We start from the raw sequence: 24,335 nt of genomic DNA on the forward strand, positions 1-24,335 counted from the left end.
CCATCACCGTGCGCCCGCGCGCTGCCGTGGGCGCATGCGCTGTCCTCTCTCCCGATAATTTTGTTGACAATAAACAATGCCCTGCGCTAGTATCGTGTTTCGCTATATCGACTGCCGGTATAGCGAAACACGATATGGAGGGCAGCATGGACGCTATCAACTTTTCGCACTACCTGCCGCTTTCCGAGGCCACGTTTTATGTGCTCGCTTGCCTGCATGAACCCCTGCATGGCTATGCCATCATGCAAAAGGTGGACATGCTCAGCGAAGGCAGTGTCAGCATTGGTCCCGGCACCTTGTATGGTGCTTTTGCTACCTTGGAAAAGCAGGGCTTGATCGTCAAGCTCAGGGAAGAGGAGCGGCGCAAGATTTATGGCATGACAGAACTGGGGCGTGCAGTGCTGAGCGAGCAGGTGCGGCGCCTGGACATCATGGCAGCCACAGGGAAAAGAACATTGTCACTTCTACAGGGGAATGCGGCATGAGCAAGCAACTGGTCAAGAAATTCAAATGGTGGTGGGTGTGGCAAGACGGGATGCATGAGCGCTGGCTGCAAGAGCAGGCGCGCCAGGGATTGCACTTGCATGCCAGCGATCCGCTTGGCATTCGCATGACGTTCGAGCGCGGCGCACCGGCGGACATGGCATATCGCTGGGACTTTCCGGGCGTAAAGGCGGATCCTGTCTATACGCAATTATTTGTCGATGGAGGCTGGGAACGCGTGGTGGATGTGGGGGGATGGCGTTGCTGGCGCAAACCTGTGGTGGATGGAAAAATTCCCGAAATTTTCACGGATGTACCATCGAAGGTGCGGAAATACCAGCGCAGCCTGGTCCTCTTGCTGGTAAGCGGATTGCCATTCTTTCTGGTGGTCGTTGCGCCAGCATCACGCCATGTCTTGTTGGCGGAGCCCCGGGCGAGCGCGGTCACTGGCGCTGGCCTGCTGATGCTCGCCTACGCCATTGTCAAACTCGTGCAGCGTATGCGACAGTTGCGCCAGGGCAGGGCGCAGTAGCAGGCCATTGTGTGGTGGCCGGTTAATGCCAGGTAATCTCGCCTGAGCCACTCTTTTGCGTCTCGCGCTGGCGCGGGTTGCCGTGGACGTGGATGTCGCCGCTGCCGCGCAGGGTCAGGTTGCTGGCGTCGCGCACGAAGACGGTGCTCGTGCCGGAGCCTTGCAGGCTGACGCTGGCCTTGTCGGCCGCCAGGTGCTCGGCATCGATGTCGCCTGAACCGCTCAGGTCGGCGCGCAGGAATTTCGTGTTGCCGCTGGCGGCGATGCGCCCGGAGCCCACCATTTCCAGCACCACGCTGTCGCTGTTGCCCGCATTGATGTCGAGGTCGCCACTGCCGTTGACGGTGGCGGCAACCTGCTTGTAGCGTCCGGTAAAACTGACGTCGCCCGAACCCGTCAGTTCCAGAATAAAACTGTCGCCCGAAAATCCCGTGATCTTGCTGTCGCCATTGCCGTGCACTTCCACGCGCACGAGGGCCGGCAGCACCAGTTCCACCTGCAAAGGCTGGCGATGGTGGAACAGCATGCCTTTCGGGCCGATATGCAGGGTGGTGCCATCGGCCGTCGTGTCGACGTTCGACAGCAAGCGCTGCTCGCCGCTCACCTTCAGCGAGGGCGTGGCGCCGCGGCGCAGCACCAGGTCGATGGGGCCGGCCAGGTCGATGCTGGTGATATTGGCGGCAACCGGGCGCGTTTCGCTGCGCACGGCACGGCCGGCGGCGCTGCTGGGATTGCTGATTCCCTTGGCGCGCAGCGCCGCATACGACATGGCGATCAGGACCATGGCCAGCAAGAGCATGGACAGGCCAACTTTGAGCAAGCGTTTCATGGCAGCCTTTCTAGTGACCTTTGAGCAGGGAGACATTCATGGCGACGTAGCGCTTGATGCCGATCAAGGTATAGCGCGTGACAACCAGACTGAGCAGGAAGATGGCGATGCCGCCGAGTAGCATGCCCACGCCAAAGACGGTTTGCGTGGTGCGCGCATCGCGGTCCATGTCGGTGGAGATGCGGATGCCGCCGCCGGCCAGCGCTTCAGCCCGCTCCATCACGCGCGACGAGGCGCCCGGCGTCTTGGCCTCGGACTCGGCCGGTTCTGGCTGCAAGGGGCCGGGCAGGTGATCGACTTCGATGCCCTTGTCGCCGATGGTGATGCGCGTTTCGCGCCGTTCGCCGCCTTCGCCGCCGTCATCGTCATGGATGAAGACGTGGCGCAGCGGACCATCGAGCACCAGTTCGTTGGCGCCGGACAAGCCGCTGGCCGTGATGGCGATGCCGGCCAGGTAAAAGCTCAGGCTGACGGCGTACAGGGTGGCCAGCAGGGCCGCGTAGACGGCGGCCGGCACGACCATGAACAGGTTGAAGATGGCCAGGCCCACGAGCGAGACGAGCAGGCGCAGCAGGTTGACGGGGGTTTTCTTTTGCTCGAAGGCCTGGCGGTGCGTGCTGCTGCGCAAGGTGAGGGCGATTTTTTTCGGGTCGCCCAGGTCTTCGGCGATTTCGTGCTCGCTGCGGCCGGCCGCGGCGCCTTCGATGAAGGTCTGTTCGTAATAGTCGAGGGTCTTGGCCACCAGGTCCGGTGGCAAGCCTGCCAGCGCGCGCCGCAGTGCGTCGAGATAATCTTGCTTGTTCATCATATTCTTCCTGTCATTCCGCTTCGCCGCTTCAGCCCACGGCCGGCAGCAGCATGCTTGCCTGGCTCAGCAGCAATGGCGTTTGTGGCGCTTGCTGTACCTGAATGACGATCAAGGTGGCCAGCACCACGCCAGCCAGCAGCGCCAGGGCTTTCAAGCTATTTTTCAAGTGCAAGGTGGTGTGCATGGTATTCCCCGTGGCATGGCCGTTGTCGATGATCAGACTGTACCCAAGCGTACGCGAGCGCACCAGTGCGGTGCGACAGAATGCAATTTCGCGGGGCCGAGCGACACCAGGGGAGGATGCACCGTCAAGGCTGTTTTGCCGCCTTGCCCGAGTTCATCATCCTGGCCGCCGCCACGCCGCTGCGCACGGCCGCCTCGATGGTGGCCGGATAATCCTGCGTCCGGTCTTCATTGGCCGTGTAGTCGCCGGCCAGCAGCAAGCCCGGCATGCCGCTGGCGTTGCCGGGGCGGGCAAGCTCCGGCGTGCAGGCAAAGGTGGCGCGCTTTTCCGTGATCAGCTGGGTCCACGCGGGCTGCGCCAGTTCCGGGCGTTGCAGCACCTGCGCCAGCTGCGCCGCGATCGCGTGCGCCAGCGGGCCATGGCCTTGCTCGGCGGCATTGCCCGAGGCGCTGATGACGACGGCCAGCAAGCCCGCCTGGCTGGCGTCGAGCTGGCCCCGGTCAAAGACGAACTGGCCCCAGTGCTGTTGCCCCGGCGTATCGACGAGGGCGTAGAACGGCAAGTCCAGGCGCAGCGAGGCGTCGTATTGCAGATAGCAGGTGCTGATGGCTTCCGGCGTGAAAGCTTGCATGCGCCCAATAGCCTCGTCGAGGCGTGCGTCCTGCAAGCCTTGCAGCAGGCTGGCCGCCTGTACGGACGAGGTGGCCACGATGACGCCATCATAATGCTCGCCATCATCGAGTCGCCAGCGGCCATCGGGTAGCGCTTGCAATGCATCGACCTTGGCTCCCGTGCGCACTGTACCGCCATGCCGTGCCACATAGCGGGCGGCCGCGTCGGGTAACAGGGTAGAGAGGTCCGCTTTCGGGATCAGCATGTCGGAGGCGCGGCGGCGGCTTGCGCCCAGGCTGTCGCGCAGCACGTTGAGGAAGACGCGGGCCGAGGCGCGTTCGGGCGGCGTATTCAGCGCGGCCAGGCACAGCGGGTGCCACATCAGCCGGTTCAGGCGGTCCGTCTGGTCGAAGCGCTGCAACAATTCGCTGACCGTGCAATCGTTGTACAGCTGCCAGCCCATCGTCCGCATGGCGGTGGAAAAGCGCATCAGGGCCAGCTTGTCGGCGCGCACTAATCCCTTGGCGCGCAGCAGGGCCCAGGCCAGGTGCAGCGGCGCGGGCAGGCGCGGCGCGAGAAAATCCATGCCGCCGGAGTTCGCCGGATAGCGCATCTGCAGCGGCAGCGTGAGGATCAGCTCGGCAGGGTCTTGCCCCGCCAGCTTGATCAGGCGCAAGGTTTCCGTGTACGCGCCCAGCAGGATGTGCTGGCCGTTGTCGAGCACCGTATTTTCTCTTTCGACGCGGCGCGCGCGCCCGCCCAAGGTGCGCGCCGCCTCGAATACGCTCACCGCGTGACCGGCGCGCGCCAGTTCCATGGCCGCCGCGCAGCCAGCCCAGCCGGCGCCGATGACGGCGTAGCGTTGCTTCACGCGACTCTTAGCCACGAACCCAGGTCTTCCAGGCCAGCCACAGTTTGCGGATCGGCGTGAGCGAGATCCGCTGTTTCAGCACGTGGTAGCCGTCGCGCTCGACTTCGTTGAGCACGGTGCGGTAGATGGCGGCCATGATCAGGCCCGGGCGCTGGGCGCGGCGGTCCTCGGCTGGCAAGAGCGCGAACGCTTCGTCGTAGGCCTTTTGCGCGCGCGCCACCTGGAAACGCATGAGGTTTTCAAAGTTTTCGCTGTGGCGCGCGTTCAGCAGGTCGGCCGCCGTCACATTGAATTGCTGCAATTCGCTGATCGGCAAATAGATGCGCCCCTTGCGCGCATCTTCGCCCACGTCGCGGATGATGTTGGTCAGCTGGAAGGCATGGCCCAGTTTTTCCGCGTACAGCAGGGTTTCCGGGCGGGTCGCGCCGAAGATGCTGGCCGACAAGATGCCCACCACGCTGGCCACGTGCCAGCAATAGCGGCTCATGGCCTGGTAGTCGAGGTAGCGGGTCTGGTTCAAGTCCATTTCCATGCCGTCGATGATGGCCTGCAAATGCTTTTCTTCCAGTTTATAGATGTCCAGGTGCGGCTGCAGCGCGCGCATCACGGGATGCGTGGGGTTGCCCTCGTACATGGCCTTGACTTCCTTGCGCCACCAGACCAGCTTGGTGCGTGCCACGGCTTCGTCCGTGCATTCGTCAACCGTGTCATCGACTTCGCGGCAGAACGCGTACAGGGCCGTGATGGCCTTGCGGCGCTCGGCCGGCAGGAACAGGAAGCTGTAGTAGAAGCTGGAGCCGCTCTGGGCGGCCTTTTGTTGGCAGTATTCGTCGGGAGACATAGTCAAAAGAGCAAGGGTTGCAGATCGAAGCCGCTATTCTATCGTCTTACAGAGTGGGCGACGGGGGAAAAGCCGTTTTTACTTGTGTCTCTTGACGCAGGCTTTTGCGCGACATGCGCAGCGCGCGCCAGAAAATGATCAGCCAGTCGCGTTTCTCCAGCTTGGGCCGGCGCCGGAACACGTCGTAATTGACGGCTTCGATGCATTCGAGGATGCGCAAACCCCCTTGCACCACCAGACGCAGCTCCCAGCCGATGCGCCCGCGCAGGCGCAGGGCCAGCGGCGCGCCGGACAGCATCAGGGCGCGCGTGCGGGCCACTTCGAAGCGCATCAGGGCGCTCCACTTGCCGTGCGCCTCGGGCCGCTCGAAGGCGGCGGCGGACACGGCAAAGCGGGTCAGGTCTTCCATCGGCAGGTAGATGCGCTCTTTTTGCTGGTCGATGGCGACGTCTTGCAGGAAATTAATTAGTTGCAAAGCTGAACATATCGCATCGGAATCGCGTACATTCTGTTCATCGGCCGCGCCATACAGGTGCAGCATCAGCAGCCCCACGGGGTTGGCGGAACGGGCGCAGTAATCGAGCACGTCGTCGTAGCTGGCGTAGCGCGTCGTTTCCACATCCTGCTTGAAGGCCGACAGCAGATCGTAAAACGGCTGCAGCGGCAGTTGGTGTTTGCCGATGACGGCGGCCAGGCGTTCGAACATGGCGGCGGTTTCGCCCCCATGGCCTTCGTGGCGGGCGATGCGGCCCAGCGCCGCTTCATAGGCGTGCAGGCCGGCCAGGCGCTCGGCCGGCCTGGCGTCGCCTTCATCGGCCAGGTCGTCGGCGCTGCGGGCGAAGGCATAGATGGCTTCGACGGCGGGCACCAGGCGGCGCGGCAGTAAAAATGATGCAACAGGAAAATTTTCGTAATGGTCTACAGGCATGAACACACTTCTCTAGTCTTGCGTTTGTCCGGCCCCCACAAACGCTGGATTGCGGCCGGGCGTTGTACGTCTCAAGATTAATGACGCATAAGTCACTAAAAACTTTTACGCACGATTATAATTAATAACCAGAAAGTCATTAGGCGAAGAGCAGTCCCCGCCATGACCAAGCTGATATTGTCACAAATTTAAGGATATCGCGTGCGAAAAAGTTTGGCTTGGCCCAAAGGACAAGCAAAAAGTTTCTCCGCATAAAAATATTGCAGCCCGCATAGTAAAGGAAAATACCTTGTTTGCCCTGAAAACCCTGCGCCGCGAGACCGGCGCTTCCGCACTTCCTGCCCTGCGGCTGATTGCCGCCGCCGCTCTGGCGCTGACCCTGGCGGCCTGTTCCAAGCCTGCCGTCAAAGTGGAAGACGTGCGCCCCGTGCGCGCCATCGTATTGTCTAGCAGCAATGTTGACGTAAGTGCCGAGCTGTCGGGCGAGGTCGTGCCCCGCGTCGTGTCGCAGCTGGGGTTTCGCGTGGGCGGCAAGATCGTCGCGCGCAAGGTCGACGTGGGCGCCAGCGTGAAGAAGGGGCAAGTGCTGATGCAGCTCGATCCCGTCGATTTGCAACTGTCGCAGGCGCAAGCCAAGGCTTCGCTGGTGAGTTCGGAAACGAGCCGCGACCTGGCGCGCGCGGAACTCAAGCGCTACCAGGATTTGCGCGAGAAGAACTTCGTCAGCCAGGCCGTGCTCGACGGCAAGGACGCCACCTACAAGGCGGCGCAGGCAAATGTGGAAGCGGCCCAGGCCCTGTACCGTGGTCAGGCGAACCAGTCCGGCTATGCCAGTTTGCTGGCCGACGTCGATGGCGTCGTCACACGCATCGAGGCTGAAGTGGGGCAGGTGGTGGCGCCCGGCGCGCCCGTCGTGCAAGTGGCGAAGAGCGGCGAGAAGGAAGTCGTGATCGGCATTCCTGAAGACAAGGTGGAAACCTTGCGCGGCGTCAAGGATGTGGTCGTGCGCCTGTGGGCCGATCCGAAGCAGGGCTTGCCGGGCAAGATACGCGAAGTGTCGCCCGTGGCCGATGCCGCCACGCGCACCTACACAGCCAAGGTCAGCATTCCGGACGCGCCGCAAGTGCGCCTGGGCATGACGGCCGTGGTGCAGTTCGCCTCGCAAACGGCCACGCCGCAGATCAAGGTGCCGCTGACGGCCCTGTTCAATGAGAAATCGCAAAGCTCCGTGTGGGTGGTGGAAAACGGCGCCGTGAAGCTCGTGCCCGTGACGGTGGGCGGCGTGGCGGGCAATGAGTTGCTGCTGACCTCGGGCGTGAAAGCGGGCCAGACGGTGGTCACGGCCGGTGTCAACCTGCTCAAGCCGGGCCAGAAAGTCACCATCCTAGGCGCCGAGCTGGCCAGCAAGCCTGCCGTCGTTGCTGCCGAGGCCATCAAATGAAGGGCGGCTTCAATCTGTCGCGCTGGGCGCTCGAACACATCCCGCTGACGCGCTACCTGATGGCCGTGCTGCTGATCGGCGGCATGCTCAGCTACGCCAGCCTGGGCCAGGATGAAGATCCCCCGTTCACCTTCCGCGCCATGGTGCTGCAAGCGTACTGGCCCGGCGCCACGGCCTTGCAGATGGCCGAGCAGGTGACGGACAAGCTGGAAAAGAAACTGCAGGAAACGCCGTACATCGACGAAATCACCAGCTATTCGAAGCCGGGCGAAACCTTGATTTTGCTGGAGCTGCGCGAATCGGCGCCGCCCAAGGAAACGGCGGCCGCCTGGTACCAGGTGCGCAAGAAGATCGGCGACATCCAGGGCACCTTGCCGTCTGGCGTCGTGGGTCCGTTCTTCAATGATGAGTTCGGCGACACGTACGGCTCCATCTTCGCCCTGTCCGGCGACGGTTTTACCTACGCGGAAATGAAGGATTACGCGGACAAGGTACGCCAGGAACTGCTGGCCGTGGGGCTGGTATCGAAGGTGGAACTGTTCGGCGTGCAGGATGAAAAGATCAATATCATCTTTTCGCACAAGAAATTTGCCCAGCTGGGCATTCCTTTTGACGCCATCGTGCAGCAATTGTCCGCGCAAAACAGCATCAACGCCACCGGCGTGCTGGTGACGCCGACGGACAATCTGCAAGTGCGCGTGACGGGCGCCATGGTGACCGTCAAGGACCTGGAAAACCTGGAACTGCGCGCCAACGGCACCACCTTCCGCCTCGGTGATTTTGCCACCGTAAAACGTGAACTCGTCGATCCGCCCAAGGACAAGATGCGTTTCAACGGCAAGGAAGTGATCGGCCTGGGCGTGTCGATGGAAAAGGGCGGCAACATCATCGACATGGGCAAGGCCTTGCAGGCAACGGTCACGCGCATGAAGAGCGAATTGCCGGTCGGCATAGAATTGCAGCGCGTGTCGAACCAGCCGGAAGCCGTGTCCGCCTCCGTGGGCGAGTTCGTGCATACCCTGATCGAAGCCATCCTGATCGTGCTGGCCGTCAGCTTCGTGGCGCTGGGCTTGCACACCAAGCCGCTGCGCATCGACGTGCGGCCGGGCCTGGTGGTGGCGCTGACCATTCCCCTGGTGCTGGCCGTCACCTTCCTGTTCATGCGCCTGCTCGACATCGACTTGCACAAGATTTCCCTGGGCGCCCTGATCATCGCGCTGGGCTTGCTGGTCGATGACGCCATCATTGCCGTCGAGATGATGGTGCGCAAGATGGAAGAGGGCATGTCGCGTTTCGACGCGGCCACGTTTGCCTACACGTCGACGGCCATGCCCATGCTGACGGGCACCCTGATCACGGTGGCGGGCTTCTTGCCCATCGGCCTGGCCAAGTCGGCCGCCGGCGAATACACGTTTTCCTTGTTCTCCGTCAATGCACTGGCCCTGATCATTTCGTGGGTGGTGGCCGTGGTATTTACGCCGTACATCGGCTACATCTTGCTGAAAGTCAAACCGCACGCGCATAACGACCATGAATTGTTCGATACGCCGAACTTCCGCCGCTTCCGCCGCGCCGTCACCTGGTGCGTGGAATGGCGCAAGACCACCATTGCCGCCACCCTGGCCATCTTTGCGCTGGGCATCTATGGTTTCAACTTTATCGAAAAGCAATTCTTCCCCGATTCCAGCCGTCCCGAACTGATGGTGGAACTGTGGTCGCCCGAAGGCACGACGTTCGCCGCGAATGAAAAGCAGGTCAAGAAGTTCGAAGCGTTTGTGGGCAAGCTCGACGGCGTGGAAAGCGTGACCAGCTATGTCGGCACGGGCAGCCCCCGTTTCTACTTGCCGCTGGACCAGATATTCCCGCAGACCAACGTGTCGCAAGTGGTGGTCTTGCCGAAGAGCCTGGCTGACCGCGAACGCTTGCGCCAGCAAATCGTCGATGTCTTCAAGAAGGATTTCCCGGAAGTGCGGGGCCGCGTCAAGCTGTTGCCGAATGGGCCGCCGGTGCCGTATCCGGTGCAGTTCCGCGTCTTGGGGCCGGAAGTGGCCGGTGTGCGGGCCATCGCCGACCAGGTCAAGGACATCATGCGCGCCAATCCGAACACCCTGGGCGTCAATGACAACTGGAATGAATCGGTGAAAGTGCTGCGCCTGGACCTGGACCAGGACAAGATGCGCGCGCTGGGCGTCACCTCGAAAACGGTGATGCAGGCGGCCAATACGATCCTGTCGGGCACGGTCATCGGCCAGTTCCGCGAGGACAACAAGCTGATCGACATTCAGGTGCGCCAGCCACTGGAAGAGCGGGCCACGATTTCCGTGTTGAATGACACAAATATCCCGACGGCGACGGGCAAGTCCGTGCCGATCTCGCAGCTGGCCCGCGCGCATTTTGTGTGGGAACCGGGAGTCGTCTGGCGCGACAAGCGCGCATGGGCCATCACCGTGCAGTCGGACGTGATCGACGGCATCCAGGGCGCCACCGTGTCGACGCAACTGGCGCCGCAGCTGGACGCATTGCGGGCCAAGTTGCCGTCCGGCTACCGCATCGTGGTGAAAGGCGTGGCGGCCGACAGCGGCGAGGCGGAAGCGTCGATCTCGGCCAACCTGCCGTTGGCCATCTTCATCATCTTCACCCTGCTGATGTTGCAGCTGCACAGTTTCTCGCGTTCCCTGCTGGTTTTCCTGACGGGACCGCTGGGCGTGGCGGGCGCCGCGTTTGCCTTGCTGGCGCTGGGCCGGCCACTTGGTTTCGTGGCCAACCTGGGCATCATCGCGCTGTTCGGCATGATCATCCGCAACTCGGTGATCCTCGTCGACCAGATCGAGCAAGACATCAAGGACGGCTCGGCCCCGTGGGATGCCATCATCGACTCGGCCGTGCGCCGCTGCCGCCCCATCGTGCTGACGGCCGCCGCCGCGGCGCTGGCCATGATCCCCTTGTCGCGCTCCGTGTTCTGGGGGCCGATGGCCGTGGCCATCATGGGCGGCCTGATCCTGGCGACGGCCTTGACTTTACTGTTCCTGCCGGCCCTGTATGCGGCCTGGTTCCGGGTCAGGAAGCCGGAGCCGGTGAGCGCAAAAGAAGGCTAGCAGCCAGCGCTACGGCGCAGGCATAAAAAAGGCGGCATTCCTCTGGGAAATCCAGTAGAATGCCGCCTTTGCTTTACCGAGCGCTTGCTCCGGGCTTGCTCATAAGTCCACGGTAGCCAGATCGCTCCCGAGTTGTTAAAATCAGGGAAGCAGTTTGTAGCAAGTAGCACACAGTAGTACAAATGCGGATGTGGTGGAATTGGTAGACACGCTGGTCTTAGAAGCCAGTGCTTCGGCTTGGGAGTTCGAGTCTCCCCATCCGCACCAATCCGGGTTGTTCCAGCCCGGAGGTGTAGCACCATCAAGTTGTTCTTCAGCCTCCTTGCAGGCGTCTTTCCCGTTTTCCTGTTGTCTTGCCTGTATTTTCGTCATGCGGGATGTCTTTGTTTGCGCTATTTTTCGTCAGCGACCGGGCGGCGGGGCGGGGCTCAGGCGGAGATTTGCCTGAAAAATGGCCAAATTGAGGTAAATCAAAGGTTTTTTGCCCGAAATCTTCGTCGTGAGCGCATTTCTTTGTTTCGGACGGGGCGCCAGTTCGCATATACTAATGAACGAAGCAGGCTGGAAAGCCTGTCTCTGGCGAAACAAAGAATGCCGGGGCAAGAGTAAAGGCAGGGCACCTCCAGGCTGTGGCGACTCGTTCGCCGCCGCTGGTATCCTCTGTGGCCGGGCTGCAAAGCCAGCCACTTTCCCGAAGTCCTTTGTTATAATGCCACGCTTTACCGAATGATGGCCGGCCCTGCATTTACTTAGAAGCAAGGCTGGACGCTCGGAGCCCTGTCGCAGTACTGGAAGCGGCGGATTGTTTGGTGCCTGGTGCGGGTTTTTCCCTCAGCCGGGTAGACCAGGTCCATCGTCCTGTTTTCAGTACTTTTACAGATGAATATGCGAGCGAGTGAAGCTGGACCCATGTCTTGCCGCCAGTGATGGCGCAAGGGGTCGGGTCTTCTTTTCTCGCACCAACAGTGTTTATTTTTTGGACGATTTTTTACATGGCAACTGCAGTCGAAACCTTGGGCAAACTCGAACGTCGTATCACGATCTCCTTCCCGCTGACGGACGTCCGCACGGAAGTTGAGAAGCGCCTGAAAGTGCAAGCCCGTACGGCTAAGGCACCGGGCTTCCGTCCGGGCAAAGTGCCGTTGAAAATGGTCGCAGCACAATACGGCTACCAAATTGAATCCGAAGTGCTGAATGACAAAGTCGGCCGCGCGTTCAACGACGCCGCCAACGAAAACAATCTGCGCGTGGCCGGTTTCCCGAACATCGTGCCGAAAGAAGAAGCAGCCGAAGGCCAGCTGGCTTTCGACGCAACGTTCGAAGTGTATCCGGAAGTTGCCATCGGCGACCTGACGGCCGTTGAAATCGAAACCGTGCAAGCCGACGTGTCGGAAGCCGAAATCGACAAGACCATCGACATCCTGCGCAAGCAGCGCGTGCACTTCCACACCAAGGGCGAAGCTGGCGAACACGGCGACGGCGGTGAGCCGATCGCTGCCAATGGCGACCGCGTGACCGTTGACTTCGTCGGCTCGATCGACGGCGTTGAATTCCCGGGCGGCAAAGCTGAAGGCTACGCTTTCGTGCTGGGCGAAGGCCGCATGCTGCCAGAATTCGAAGCAGCAACCCTGGGCCTGAAAGTGGGCGAGTCCAAGACTTTCCCATTGTCGTTCCCAGAGGACTACCATGGTAAAGACGTCGCCGGCAAAACCGCTTCGTTCACCATCACGCTGCAAAAGCTGGAATGGGCGCACCTGCCGGAAGTCGATGCTGAATTCGCCAAGTCCTTGGGCGTTGCCGATGGCGACCTGGCCAAAATGCGCGAAGACATCAAAGTCAATCTGCAGCGCGAAGTCGCTGGCCGCGTAAAAGCCCGCAACAAGGAAGCCGTCATGGACGCGCTGATCAAAGTTGCTGAGCTGGAAGTGCCAAAAACCCTGATCGCTCAGGATTCCGAGCGTCTGGCCGAAATGACCCGCCAGGACATGGCGCAGCGCGGCATGAACGTCAAGGACGTGCCTTTCCCAGCAGAACTGTTCGCGGAAAAAGCCGAGCGTCGCGTACGCCTGGGCCTGATCCTGTCGCAACTGGTGGGCGACAACAAGCTGCAGGCGACGCCTGAGCAAGTCAAGGCGCAGATCGAAGATTTCGCCCAAAGCTACGAAGACCCACGCGAAGTGTTGAAGTACTACTACAGCGACCGTCGTCGTCTGGGTGAGATCGAAGCCCTTGTATTGGAAGAAAACGTCGTCACCTACGTGTTGGGCCTGTCGAAAGTCACGTCGAAAGCAGTTGCTTTTGACGAACTGATGGGAAGCAACGCACAAGCGTAAACCAGTTGGTATTGGGATGCCTGCTCTGGCCGAAAGGTGAGGGCGGCTTCCCCTAACTGCTTCACAAGGAAATGAAATGACAGGTATGAACCGTAATCCGGCGCTGGACACACAGATGCTCGGCCTGGTGCCGATGGTGGTGGAACAAAGCGGTCGCGGCGAGCGCTCGTATGATATTTACTCGCGCCTGCTGAAGGAACGTTTGATTTTCATGGTCGGCCCGGTCAATGACCAGATGGCCAACCTGGTTGTCGCCCAGCTGCTGTTCCTGGAAAGCGAAAATCCGGAAAAGGAAATCTCGCTCTACATCAACTCGCCAGGTGGTTCGGTCTCGGCCGGCATGGCCATCTACGACACCATGCAGTTCATCAAACCGGACGTCTCGACCCTGTGCACGGGCATGGCTGCTTCGATGGGCGCTTTCCTGCTGGCCGCTGGCGCCAAGGGCAAGCGTTTCTCGCTGCCGAACTCGCGCATCATGATTCACCAGCCGTCCGGTGGTTCGCAAGGCATGGCGTCCGATATCGAGATCCAGGCGAAGGAAATCCTTTACCTGCGCACCCGCTTGAACGGCATCATGGCCGAGCGCACGGGCCAGTCGATCGAACAGATCGCCAAGGACACCGACCGCGACCGTTTCATGTCCGCCGACGAGGCCGTTGAGTATGGTTTGATCGACAAAGTGTTGACCAGCCGCGCTTGATGAGCCCCTACCGGTATTGCTAAGCATGTAAGTAAACGCCCGGGCGATCAAACGTTCGGGCGTTTCGCTTTTATTTCGGGTAGCATGGAGCTTGTGCGCGTTGTTGACTTGCGCCATGGCTAGCAGCCTTTACGGGCGGCAACCATCATCCGGCTTGCGATTTTGCAATATTGTTAATGCAGTTCCAACCAAAATGCCTTATGTCAGACAAAAAATCCTCTAGCGGCGAAAAATTACTGTATTGCTCGTTCTGCGGCAAAAGCCAGCACGAGGTGAAGAAACTCATCGCCGGCCCGTCCGTGTTCATTTGCGACGAGTGCATCGACCTGTGCAACGACATCATCCGTGATGAAACGTCGAGCATCGAGACGGTGACCGGTACCAAATCCGACCTGCCGACGCCGCAAGAAATTGCCGCCTTGCTCGATCAGTACGTGATCGGCCAGCAGACTGCCAAGCGCATCCTGTCGGTGGCGGTGTACAACCATTACAAGCGTCTCAAGCACCTGGGCAAGAAAGACGACATCGAACTGGCCAAGAGCAATATCTTGCTGGTCGGTCCTACCGGCTCGGGCAAGACCCTGCTGGCACAGACCCTGGCGCGCATGCTCAACGTGCCGTTCGTGATCGCCGACGCCACCACCCTGACCGAAGCCGGTTACGTGGGTGAAGACGTGGAAAACATCATCCAGAAGCTGCTGCAAAGCTGCAACTATGACGTCGAGAAAGCTCAGCGCGGCATCGTCTACATCGATGAAATCGACAAGATTTCGCGCAAGTCCGACAATCCGTCCATCACGCGCGACGTGTCGGGCGAGGGCGTGCAGCAAGCCTTGTTGAAATTGATCGAAGGCACGATGGCTTCCGTGCCGCCACAAGGCGGCCGCAAGCATCCGAACCAGGATTTCGTGCAGATCGACACGACCAACATCATGTTCATCTGCGGCGGTGCCTTTGACGGTCTGTCGAAAGTGATCGCCAACCGTTCCGAAAAGAGCGGCATCGGCTTCTCGGCCACGGTGCGCAGCAAGTCGCAAAGCTCGGCTAGCGAACTGATGCTGCAAGCGGAACCGGAAGATCTGGTCAAGTTCGGCCTGATCCCGGAACTGGTCGGTCGTCTGCCCGTCATCGCCACCCTGGCAGAATTGACGGAAGAGGCGCTGATCCAGATTCTCGTCGAGCCGAAAAATGCGCTGATCAAGCAGTATTCGAAGCTGCTCGAGATGGAAGGCGCGGAACTGGAGATTCGTCCGGCCGCCCTGCATGCGATCGCCAAGAAAGCGCTGGCGCGCAAGACGGGCGCCCGTGGCCTGCGTTCCATCCTGGAACATGCTTTGCTGGACGTCATGTACGAACTGCCGAGCGAACAAAATGTAGTGAAGGTCGTCATCGACGAAAATACCATCACCAGCGGCGCCAAACCTTTGTTGATTTATCAAGAGACTGCCAAGGCCTCCGGAGAAAATTGATTACTGCTGAGACAAATGCATAAAAAGGATTTTGATTCCTTAATGCATGGCAGTACAATTTAAATCAATGAGTGCAGGCTTCAATCGGAAAGCCACTCGCGGCGCTTAGCTGCGCGTGGCTTTTTTACTGTGAAAACTGCATTTATTAACGTCATGCGGGTGTGTTTTGCGAAATAAACAGAAAAATGTTTGTTTCACAGAATTATTTATTCTCGCCGGTCTTGTGTTTTGGCAGCGAGCGCCAACATCGTAAACACGCTTTCTATAAGGTACGCCATGACAACTTCCAAATTAACTGAGCAAACTCAACTGCCGTTATTGCCGCTGCGGGATGTCGTCGTTTTCCCGCATATGGTGATACCGCTGTTCGTTGGCCGTCCAAAGTCGATCAAGGCGCTGGAAGCTGCGATGGAGCAGGGCAAGAGCATCATGCTTGCCGCTCAAAAAGCAGCCGCGAAGGACGAGCCGTCTCCTTCGGATATCTATGAAATTGGCTGCGTCGCCAATATTCTGCAAATGCTGAAGCTGCCCGATGGCACCGTCAAGGTGCTGGTCGAAGGCGCGCAGCGTGCCCGAATCAACCACATCAGCGATGCGCCGACGCACTTCATCGCCGACCTGACGCCGCTCGAGTCCGAGCCGGGCGACGAGTCGGAAGTCGAAGCCATGCGCCGCGCGATCGTGCAGCAGTTCGACCAGTACGTCAAACTGAACAAAAAGATTCCACCGGAAATCCTCGCTTCGCTGTCGGGCATCGACGATGCCGGCCGCCTGGCCGACACGGTGGCCGCGCATCTGCCGCTGAAGCTGGAGCAAAAACAAGTCATCCTGGAAATTTTCAGCGTGGCCAAGCGCCTCGAGCACCTGCTGGGCCAGCTCGAAGGCGAGCTCGACATTCTGCAGGTGGAAAAGCGCATCCGTGGCCGCGTGAAGCGCCAGATGGAAAAGTCGCAGCGCGAGTACTACCTGAACGAGCAAGTCAAGGCCATCCAGAAAGAACTGGGCGAGGGCGAAGATGGTGCCGACCTCGACGAGCTGGAGAAAAAAGTCGCTTCGGCCAAGATGCCGAAGGAAGCGCTCGACAAGGCTACCAACGAGCTGAAAAAGCTGAAACTGATGTCGCCGATGTCGGCCGAAGCCACCGTCGTGCGCAACTACATCGACACCCTGGTCAATTTGCCTTGGAAAAAGAAATCCAAGGTCAATAACGACCTGTCGAATGCGGAAAAAGTGCTTGAGGGCGACCACTACGGCCTCGACAAGGTCAAGGAACGCATCCTGGAATACCTCGCGGTGCAACAGCGCGTCGACAAGCTCAAAGCCCCGATCCTGTGCTTCGTCGGCCCTCCTGGCGTGGGTAAAACCTCGCTGGGCCAGTCCATCGCCCGCGCGACGAACCGCAAGTTCGTGCGCATGGCCCTGGGCGGCGTGCGCGACGAAGCCGAGATCCGCGGCCATCGCCGCACCTACATCGGCTCGATGCCGGGCAAGATTTTGCAATCGCTGTCGAAAGTCGGCGTGCGCAATCCTCTGTTCCTGCTCGATGAAGTCGACAAGATGGGCGCCGATTTCCGTGGCGATCCATCGTCGGCTCTGCTGGAAGTGCTGGACCCGGAACAGAACCACACGTTCTCCGACCATTACATCGAAGTCGATTTCGACTTGTCTGACGTGATGTTCGTGGCCACGTCGAACTCGTACAACATTCCGCCAGCCTTGCTTGACCGCATGGAAGTGATTCGTCTGTCCGGTTACACGGAAGATGAAAAAACCAGCATCGCGCAGCGTTACCTGCTGCCGAAGCAGATCAAGAACAATGGCTTGAAGGAAGAGGAAATCTCGGTGGCCGAGTCGGCCTTGCGCGACATCATCCGCTACTACACGCGGGAAGCCGGTGTGCGTTCGCTCGAGCGTGAAGTATCGAAGATCTGCCGCAAGGTGGTCAAGATGCTGCTGCTGAAGAAATCCGACAAAAAAGTCATCGTCAACTCGAAGAACCTGGATAAATTCCTCGGTGTGCGCCGCTATGATTTCGGTGTCGCAGAGAAAGAAAACCAGGTCGGCCAGGTGGTTGGTCTGGCATGGACGGAAGTGGGCGGCGATCTGCTGACCATCGAAGCCGTGTCGATGCCGGGCAAGGGCGGCATCATCCGCACGGGTACCTTGGGCGACGTCATGAAAGAGTCGATCGAGGCAGCCCGCACGGTGGTGCGCAGCCGGGCACAGCGCCTGGGCATCAAGGCGGACGTGTTTGAGAAGAGCGACATCCACATCCACGTGCCGGAAGGCGCGACACCGAAGGATGGTCCTTCGGCTGGCGCGGCCATGACGGTGGCGATGGTGTCGGTCTTCACGGGCATTCCCGTGCGTGCCGACGTGGCGATGACGGGCGAGATCACCTTGCGCGGCGAAGTATTGCCGATCGGCGGCCTGAAAGAAAAGCTGCTGGCGGCCCATCGCGGCGGCATCAAGACGGTCCTGATTCCAGAGCAGAATGTGAAAGACCTGGCCGACATTCCGGACAACGTCAAGAACAAACTGGAGATCGTACCGGTGCGCTGGATCGACAAAGTGCTGGAAATCGCCCTCGAACGCATGCCTGAAGCGTTGGCGGATGTCGCTGCGGTGGAGGCTGTCACGGCCGCCGCGGCCAAGCCTGACGCGGCCGGCGAGGTAGTAAAACACTAACGTTTTACCCCTGTTTTCCCCAAACAAGCGCTTTTAGAGCGCTTGTTTTATATTGAAACGTGAATTGCGCCCCCAAAGCGCTTGACACATATACAGTGTGGCTTGTTTAATACGCCTGCACATTTTTTTCGCCGGACAGCTGTGGTGCCAAAAGTGCCGCAACGATACGGTAAACGTTTTATACCTTTGTAATTGGGGATGCTAGTGAACAAGACTGAATTGATCGACCACATTGCTGAAAAAGCTGACATTTCCAAAGCCGCCGCTGCGCGCGCACTCGACGCTGTTATCGGCGGCGTGACGGAAACTTTGAAAAACAACGACAGCGTGACGCTGGTTGGTTTTGGCACTTTCTCGGTCAGCGAACGCGCTGAGCGTACCGGCCGCAATCCGCGTACCAAAGAAGCGATCACGATCGAAGCTGCAAAAGTTCCAAAATTTAAAGCTGGTAAAGCTTTGAAGGATGCTGTAAACTAACGGACTTCGGTGAGGTGACAATCACCGGAAACATTTGGCGGCGCCTCCGGGTGCCGCGATTTCAGGGTTGAAGTTCTTCGAATAACAACCCTGGATACAAATGCAAGTAGTACTGTGTATTTTTCGGAGTGGTAGTTCAGTTGGTTAGAATGCCGGCCTGTCACGTCGGAGGTCGCGGGTTCGAGTCCCGTCCGCTCCGCCAAAAAAATACGCTCTTAAGGAGTGGTAGTTCAGTTGGTTAGAATACCGGCCTGTCACGTCGGGGGTCGCGGGTTCGAGTCCCGTCCGCTCCGCCAGAATATAGAAGCCCGCGCTGCTGAATAAGTAGCGCGGGTTTTTCTTTTTCAGCGCCAGATTATCTCGGCGCGCCTGCTTTTAAAATCCCGTCCTGCCGTTTTGAATAAAAACACCCGCATTTAAATCCGCTTTAAGCTGCGTCCGGTTAAATGCGCGAGTCCGGCGCCTTGCCGTCCAGGCGGCGCCAGGGCAGGGCGCGCGCCCTGATTTACTCTTGCTATAGCGCTATGGGCATTGTAGAATCAGGAGATAATGGCTTGGGCGTCAGAATCCTGCTTTAGTTCCAGCGCCAAGTTGTTGAATCTAAAGGGGAAGTGGACATCTGTCCCGTCCATTCCGCCGAAGAAATCAAGGCGAACGCATGTTCGCCTTTTTTTATAGTGATCCACTCATCCCGAATTGGCTGACCATGTTTGAATTTATTCGTACCCATCGACGCTTGATGCAGTTTCTCCTGATGCTGGTCATCGTCCCGTCTTTTGCACTGGTCGGTATCAGCGGCTACCAAAGCTTCGGCGATGGCGCGAACACCATCGCCAAGGTCGGCGACCAGGTCGTTACGCAGCAGCAATATGAAGAAGCGCAACGCCAGCAGATCGACCGCTACCGCCAGATGATGGGCGAGCAGTTCGACCAAAAAATGTTTGACACGCCGGAAGCGCGCCAGAGCATCCTCGACAACCTGATCGCCGAGCGCGCCGTGGCCGCCGAAGTGGGCCGTAGCCACCTGGTCATCAGCGATGCCGTGCTGCAAAAGGAAGTGCTGGAAATCCCAGGCTTGACCTTGCCGGACGGTAAATTCGACCTGGAACGCTACAAGGCCATGCTGGCCGCCCAAGGCATGACGCCGCAGATGTACGATGCGCGCCGCCGCAGCGACCTGGCCCTGCAGCAACTGGCCGGCGCCGTGCAAGGCACCGCCTTCGCGCCAAGCACCGTCTCCAAACGCCTGTCCGACATCACCTCGGAAGAGCGTGAAGTGCAGGAACTGTTGCTGCCGATCGCCCAGTACGTGTCGGAAGTCAAAGTGACGGACGCCATGATCAAGGCTTTCTATGACAAGAACAGCAAGTTCTTCGAGATCCCGGAACAAGCCAAGATCGAGTACGTTGTGCTTGACGACAGCGCCGCCGGCGAGCAAGTCGACGTCACCGACGCCGACGTGACCGGCTACTACGCGAAGAACCAGAAAGCCTACACGACGGAAGAAGCGCGTCAGGCCAGCCATATCCTCGTCGCCGTCAAGAAAGACGCATCGGCCGCCGACAAGGCAGCCGCCAAGGCCAAGGCCGAAGCCATCCTGGCGGAAGTGCGCAAGACGCCAGCCAGCTTTGCCGCCGTGGCGAAAGCCAAGTCGGAAGATCCGGCGTCCGCGGAACAGGGCGGCGACCTGGGCGTGATTGGCAAGGATGGTTTGCCGGCACCGCTGCTGAGCGCGGTTTCGAAACTCAAGCAAGGCGAAATCAGCGACGTCGTCGCTTCCGATTTCGGCTTCCACATCCTGACCGTGACCTCGCTCAAGCCACAGCACGTGCGTGCGCTCGATGAAGTACGCGGCGAGATCACGGCCGACCTGCGCAAGCAATTCGCTGCCAAGAAATACTCGGAAATGGCGGAAACGTTCACCAACACGGTCTACGAGCAATCGGACAGCCTGAAGCCGGTGGCCGACAAGCTGAAACTGAAAGTGGAAAGCGTCGCCAACCTGTCGCGGACGCCGTCGCCAGCACTGGGCAAGGCGCCGTTCAACAACGCCAAGTTCCTGACCGCCATCTTCTCGAACGATTCGCTGAAAGACAAGCGCAACACGGAAGCCGTGACCGTCGCTCCTAACGTGCTGATCGCCGGTCGCGTGGTGGAATTCAAGCCTGCCAGCAAGCGTCCGCTGGCCGAAGTCGAAGCGATGATCCGTCAGCGCGTGACCCTGGAAGAAGCGGAAAAGCTGGCCAAGAAAGCGGGCGAGACCAAGCTGGCCGCCTTGAAGGCTTCGGGCGACGCGACCGGTTTCGGCGCGGCGCAATGGGTATCGCGCAGCAAGCTGGACGGCATCAACCGTGCCGCCATCGCGCAAGTCATGAAAGCGGACACGAGCAAGCTGCCAGCCTACGTGGGTGTGGACCTGCCAGCCCTGGGCTATGGCATCTACCGCATCGCCAAGGTGCAGCAGCCGGCGCAAGTGGATGCAGCACGCCGCCAGCAAGAGAAAGACCAGATCAGCGGCATCCTGGCACAACAGGAAATGTTCGATTACGTCGAGTACCTGAAAGCCAAGGCCAAGGTGAAGATCGTCAAGCCGGTCACCGCGCCGGTTGCAGCAGCGCCGGAAGCGCCGTAATCAGTTTTAGCCCATAAAAATAGCCGCTTTCGAGCGGCTATTTTTTTGTCTGTGGAATGTGCGTGTCAATGAATTTACCATGACCACCAGCGTAAAGCTGGGGTCAGACCCGCCGGGTCTGACCCCGGATTTTTGCCTCGGGCTAGAGCTAACGTCAACAACCGGCTTACTTCGCGTCCAGCAACGGCGCCAGCCGCGGCCAGATATTCTTTAAAATCGTCGGATGCGCCTGCGCATTCGGGTGCATGCGGTCGGCCTGGAACAGCTGCGGCTGGTCGGCGATGCCTTCGAACATGAAGGGGACCAGTGGCGCCTTCCATTCCTTGGCCAGCTTGCCGTACACGCCATAAAACTGCTCGCCGTAGGCGCGGCCATAGTTGGGTGGCATGCGCATGCCCACCAGCACCACTTGGGCGCCCGATTTTTTGGCTGCTTCGCCCATGGCGCGCAGATTCGCTTCGGCGGCCGCCACGGGCAAGCCGCGCAAGCCGTCGTTGGCGCCCAGTTCGATCAGCACGACGTCGGGCTGGTGCTTGGCCAGCAGCGCAGGCAGGCGCGCGCGGCCGCCGCTGGTCGTCTCGCCGCTGATGCTGGCATTGACGATGCGCGTATCGTTCTTTTGCGCTTGCAGCCGCTGTTCCAGCAGCGCCACCCAGCCCGTGCCCCGTGCCAGCCCATACTCGGCCGAGAGACTGTCGCCGAGCACCAGCAGCGTTTTTGGTGCAGAATAGGCGTTCGTCATGCCTGACACCAGCAGCAGGGCTGCCGCAGGAAGCAGGGACAGCGCGCGCCGCCGCATGCGGCTGCTGCCCTCGACACTTATTTGTTCACGAAATTTTTTAAGATAGATCAGCATGCCCGAATTCCCTAAAGCGACTTCCACCAGTTTTCTCCCATCAGACGCAGCGGCCCAGCGGCCCGCCGCACCCAACAGCCAAAAGGCCCGGCCGGCCATCGAAGTGGTCCAGCTGGCCAAGCGCGTACCCGATGCCGATGGTGAGCTGACCATCCTGCATCAAGTCGATTTTACCGTGCAAACGGCGGAGACGCTGGCCATCGTCGGCGCTTCCGGTTCCGGCAAGTCCACCTTGCTGGGCTTGCTGGCCGGACTGGACACGCCCAGCGAGGGCAAGGTCATCCTCGACGGCACCGATATCTTCGCCCTCGACGAAGACGGCCGCGCCGGTTTCCGCAAGGAAAAGCTCGGTTTCGTGTTCCAGTCCTTCCAGCTGCTGGCCCACCTGACGGCGCTGGAAAACGTCATGCTGCCGCTGGAATTGCGCGGCGACCCGGACGCGAAGGAAAAGGCGCAAGCCATGCTGGGGAGAGTCAACCTGGGCAGCCGCCTGAAGCACTATCCGAAATACCTGTCCGGCGGCGAGCAGCAGCGCGTGGCTCTGGCCCGCGCCTTCGTCACGGAGCCGCCGCTGCTGTTCGCCGATGAACCGACGGGCAGCCTCGATGCCGCCACCGGCGAGGCCGTGATCCAGCTGATGTTCGAGTTGAACCGCGAACGCGGATCGACCCTGGTGCTCGTCACGCATGACAGCTCGATCGCTGCCCGTTGCGGGCGGACGATCACGATTGCGGCTGGTCGGTTGGTGTGATTGCTGGTGGTGGTTGTCGGATTACGCGTTCCGCTAATCCGACCTACCCGGCCTACCCGCCCTCCGAGGTGTAGCTTGGATTAGCGCAGCGTAATCCAACACACCCGCGCCATAGCTTATGCCGACAAGGCATTGATCAACCTGCGTATCGCCGGTATCAATTCCCCGGCCGTCAAACCAATGGGGCCGCTGCCTGCGGCCACCAGTGCATCGGCCGCCGCGCCATGCAACCAGACGGCGCCTATCGCCGCTTCCCATTCCGGCCAGCCTTGCGCCAGCAGGCTGCCGCACAGGCCGGACAAGACGTCGCCCGTGCCGGCCGTCGCCAGTGCGGGGCCGCCCGTGTTGTTGACGACGACCTGGCCGTCGGGCGCGGCGATCACCGTGCCGGAACCTTTCAATACCACGATGGCGCCCAGCTGCGTGGCCAGCTGGCGCGCTGCGCCCAGGCGGTCGGCTTGCACCTCGGTCACCGTCATGTCGAGCAGGCGTGCCGCTTCCAGCGGATGCGGCGTCAGTATCGTCGCCCCCGCGCCCGTGCGTACGGCCAGCGCCGATTGCAGTTCCGGTTCGGCCGCCATCAGGTTCAGCGCGTCCGCGTCCAGCAGCAGCGGGCTGTCGCTCTCGAACGCGCGCAGCAGCAGTTCCACCGTGCCGGCCTTGTCGCCGAGACCGGGGCCGGCCACCAGCGCCGCGAAGTGCAGGCCCGAGAAGTCCACGTCCCTGGCGTGCCGGCACATCAGCTCCGGCTGGCCGCTGTCGAAGGCGGGCGGTGCGTCGGGAAACGCGACATACACTCGTCCCGCGCCCGCATGCAGGGCCGTGCGGGCCGCCAGGATGGGCGCGCCGGCCATGCCTTGCGCGCCGCCGATGATGGCCACGCTGCCGTAGCTGCCCTTGTGCGTGTTTTGCCGGCGTGGCTGCAACTGGCGCGCGAACAGGTGCAGGCCACCCAGCTGCGCCTTCGCCGCGGGCAGCAGGGAGGGAGCGATGGCCAGCGCGGCCACTTCCACTTCACCCGCATGGTCGCGGCCATTCGCCGTGTGCAGGCCCGGCTTGTCGCCGATGAAGGTGAGCGTATGCGTGGCGCGGATGGCGACGCCGTCGATGGCGCCCGTGTCCGCGTGCAGGCCGCTGGGCACGTCGAGCGCCAGCACGGGGCAAGCGAGATTGTTGACCAGCTGCGCCATGTCGCGGCATTCGCCATCGAGGGGACGCGACGCGCCGATGCCGAACAGGCCGTCGATGACGAGGTGCCATGGCGCCGCGCCCACTGCCGCCGAGGCCATGGACGTTGCCGCTTCCATCAAGCGCGCGGCGCTGTTGCGCGCGCGGCTCAGCGCCTGTTCGCGTTCGGGCGACGTGGCTTGCGCCTCGGGCGCCAGCCAGACGAGCACCTCGGTGCCGCTGCCGGCCAGGTGCGCGGCCGCTTCCAGCGCATCGCCGCCGTTGTCGCCGGGGCCAGCCAGCACCAGGACGCGCCGGTGGCCCGCATCGTCGCCATCTTCCTGGGCGTGCAGCAGCTTCAGGGCGGCACTGGCGGCAGCCTGGCCCGCGCGCTGCATCAGCAGCCCTTGCGGCAGGTCGCGCATGGCCGCCTGTTCGATGGCGCGCAGTTCGGCGATGGAGTACAGCGGTGTGGAAGAGTCAATCAGGGGCATGGCGCGTGTTCCGTTAGTCAGCATGTCTTCAACATAAGGCCGAAGCGGGCGAAAGGCAAGGCGCGCACGCCTGCGGTGCGCCGTAAATTGTGCGGCTACAATAGCCATCTCACATAGGATCTCACACAGGCACGGGGGCAA

19 protein-coding genes and 3 tRNA genes are annotated in these 24,335 nt (G+C 60.8%); 14 read left to right on the top strand and 8 right to left on the bottom strand.

From position 1 onward, the window contains the following. The first annotated feature begins 146 nt into the window (after nt 1–146). On the top strand, nt 147–485 hold the full coding sequence (locus tag FG13_RS03825) for a PadR family transcriptional regulator (RefSeq protein WP_051958472.1): 339 nt from the start codon (nt 147–149) through the stop codon (nt 483–485). After that, nucleotides 482–1,015 (top strand): DUF2812 domain-containing protein, encoded by a 534-nt coding sequence (locus tag FG13_RS03830; protein WP_035818530.1) that lies wholly within the window; start codon nt 482–484, stop codon nt 1,013–1,015. The genes FG13_RS03825 and FG13_RS03830 overlap by 4 nt, the downstream gene beginning before the upstream one ends. A gap of 22 nt (nt 1,016–1,037) precedes the next feature. On the opposite strand, the gene FG13_RS03835 is transcribed toward FG13_RS03830, so the two are convergent. From FG13_RS03835 to hpnC, 6 genes are all read right to left on the bottom strand, one after another. Next, nucleotides 1,038–1,844, bottom strand: a complete 807-nt coding sequence (locus FG13_RS03835) for a head GIN domain-containing protein (RefSeq protein WP_035818532.1) — start codon at nt 1,842–1,844, stop codon at nt 1,038–1,040. Between the two features lie 10 nt (nt 1,845–1,854). Next, nucleotides 1,855–2,652 carry a DUF1700 domain-containing protein gene (locus FG13_RS03840; protein ID WP_235211658.1) on the bottom strand — a complete coding sequence of 266 codons (798 nt, stop codon included), beginning with the start codon at nt 2,650–2,652 and terminating at the stop codon, nt 1,855–1,857. Nucleotides 2,653–2,680: 28 nt separating this feature from the next. Beyond that, nucleotides 2,681–2,836 carry a hypothetical protein gene (locus tag FG13_RS30360; RefSeq protein WP_161784144.1) on the bottom strand — a complete coding sequence of 52 codons (156 nt, stop codon included), beginning with the start codon at nt 2,834–2,836 and terminating at the stop codon, nt 2,681–2,683. Between the two features lie 124 nt (nt 2,837–2,960). Beyond that, nucleotides 2,961–4,319 (bottom strand): hydroxysqualene dehydroxylase HpnE, encoded by a 1,359-nt coding sequence (gene hpnE / locus FG13_RS03850; protein ID WP_235211659.1) that lies wholly within the window; start codon nt 4,317–4,319, stop codon nt 2,961–2,963. 7 nt (nt 4,320–4,326) lie between these two features. Continuing rightward, complete coding sequence (hpnD, locus tag FG13_RS03855) at nt 4,327–5,160, bottom strand: presqualene diphosphate synthase HpnD (protein ID WP_035818538.1); 834 nt, start codon at nt 5,158–5,160, stop codon at nt 4,327–4,329. Nucleotides 5,161–5,206: 46 nt separating this feature from the next. Next, nucleotides 5,207–6,088: a squalene synthase HpnC gene (gene hpnC / locus FG13_RS03860; RefSeq protein ID WP_035818540.1), complete on the bottom strand. Its 882-nt coding sequence runs from the start codon at nt 6,086–6,088 to the stop codon at nt 5,207–5,209. Between the two features lie 289 nt (nt 6,089–6,377). Here hpnC and FG13_RS03865 point away from each other — a divergent pair, with 289 nt between their 5' ends. The 11 genes from FG13_RS03865 to FG13_RS03915 all read left to right on the top strand — a co-directional run bounded on the left by FG13_RS03865 (nt 6,378) and on the right by FG13_RS03915 (nt 20,926). Beyond that, nucleotides 6,378–7,529: an efflux RND transporter periplasmic adaptor subunit gene (locus FG13_RS03865; protein ID WP_081922407.1), complete on the top strand. Its 1,152-nt coding sequence runs from the start codon at nt 6,378–6,380 to the stop codon at nt 7,527–7,529. After that, complete coding sequence (locus FG13_RS03870; protein ID WP_035818542.1) at nt 7,526–10,624, top strand: efflux RND transporter permease subunit; 3,099 nt, start codon at nt 7,526–7,528, stop codon at nt 10,622–10,624. The genes FG13_RS03865 and FG13_RS03870 overlap by 4 nt, the downstream gene beginning before the upstream one ends. A 184-nt stretch (nt 10,625–10,808) precedes the next feature. Then, a tRNA-Leu gene (locus FG13_RS03875) sits at nt 10,809–10,891 on the top strand. 725 nt (nt 10,892–11,616) lie between these two features. Then, on the top strand, nt 11,617–12,957 hold the full coding sequence (gene tig / locus FG13_RS03880; RefSeq protein WP_035827113.1) for a trigger factor: 1,341 nt from the start codon (nt 11,617–11,619) through the stop codon (nt 12,955–12,957). Between the two features lie 85 nt (nt 12,958–13,042). Next, nucleotides 13,043–13,660, top strand: a complete 618-nt coding sequence (gene clpP, locus FG13_RS03885; protein WP_374106380.1) for an ATP-dependent Clp endopeptidase proteolytic subunit ClpP — start codon at nt 13,043–13,045, stop codon at nt 13,658–13,660. A 200-nt stretch (nt 13,661–13,860) separates the two neighbouring features. Next, nucleotides 13,861–15,129, top strand: a complete 1,269-nt coding sequence (gene clpX, locus FG13_RS03890) for an ATP-dependent Clp protease ATP-binding subunit ClpX (protein ID WP_010398446.1) — start codon at nt 13,861–13,863, stop codon at nt 15,127–15,129. 276 nt (nt 15,130–15,405) lie between these two features. Then, the gene (lon, locus tag FG13_RS03895; protein ID WP_034751007.1) at nt 15,406–17,817 is read left to right on the top strand and encodes an endopeptidase La; all 2,412 of its coding nucleotides are present in this window, start codon (nt 15,406–15,408) and stop codon (nt 17,815–17,817) included. 204 nt (nt 17,818–18,021) lie between these two features. After that, nucleotides 18,022–18,294 (top strand): HU family DNA-binding protein, encoded by a 273-nt coding sequence (locus FG13_RS03900; protein WP_010398442.1) that lies wholly within the window; start codon nt 18,022–18,024, stop codon nt 18,292–18,294. A 125-nt stretch (nt 18,295–18,419) separates the two neighbouring features. Further along, a tRNA-Asp gene (locus FG13_RS03905) sits at nt 18,420–18,496 on the top strand. A 17-nt stretch (nt 18,497–18,513) separates the two neighbouring features. Continuing rightward, a tRNA-Asp gene (locus FG13_RS03910) sits at nt 18,514–18,590 on the top strand. Nucleotides 18,591–19,000: 410 nt separating this feature from the next. Next, nucleotides 19,001–20,926, top strand: a complete 1,926-nt coding sequence (locus FG13_RS03915; RefSeq protein WP_051959549.1) for a SurA N-terminal domain-containing protein — start codon at nt 19,001–19,003, stop codon at nt 20,924–20,926. Between the two features lie 166 nt (nt 20,927–21,092). Here the strand turns inward: FG13_RS03915 and FG13_RS03920 are convergent, their stop codons facing one another. Beyond that, nucleotides 21,093–21,782 (bottom strand): arylesterase, encoded by a 690-nt coding sequence (locus FG13_RS03920; protein ID WP_081922409.1) that lies wholly within the window; start codon nt 21,780–21,782, stop codon nt 21,093–21,095. Between FG13_RS03920 and FG13_RS03925 the strand changes: the two genes are divergently transcribed. Next, nucleotides 21,781–22,533, top strand: a complete 753-nt coding sequence (locus FG13_RS03925; RefSeq protein ID WP_051958473.1) for an ABC transporter ATP-binding protein — start codon at nt 21,781–21,783, stop codon at nt 22,531–22,533. The genes FG13_RS03920 and FG13_RS03925 overlap by 2 nt on opposite strands. 116 nt (nt 22,534–22,649) lie before the next feature. On the opposite strand, the gene FG13_RS03930 is transcribed toward FG13_RS03925, so the two are convergent. Beyond that, nucleotides 22,650–24,194, bottom strand: a complete 1,545-nt coding sequence (locus FG13_RS03930; RefSeq protein ID WP_035818547.1) for a bifunctional ADP-dependent NAD(P)H-hydrate dehydratase/NAD(P)H-hydrate epimerase — start codon at nt 24,192–24,194, stop codon at nt 22,650–22,652. Nucleotides 24,195–24,335: the final 141 nt, after the last annotated feature.

The sequence above is a fragment of the Janthinobacterium sp. RA13 genome, assembly GCF_000745325.1.
Taxonomy (GTDB): Bacteria; Pseudomonadota; Gammaproteobacteria; order Burkholderiales; family Burkholderiaceae_D; genus Janthinobacterium; species Janthinobacterium rivuli.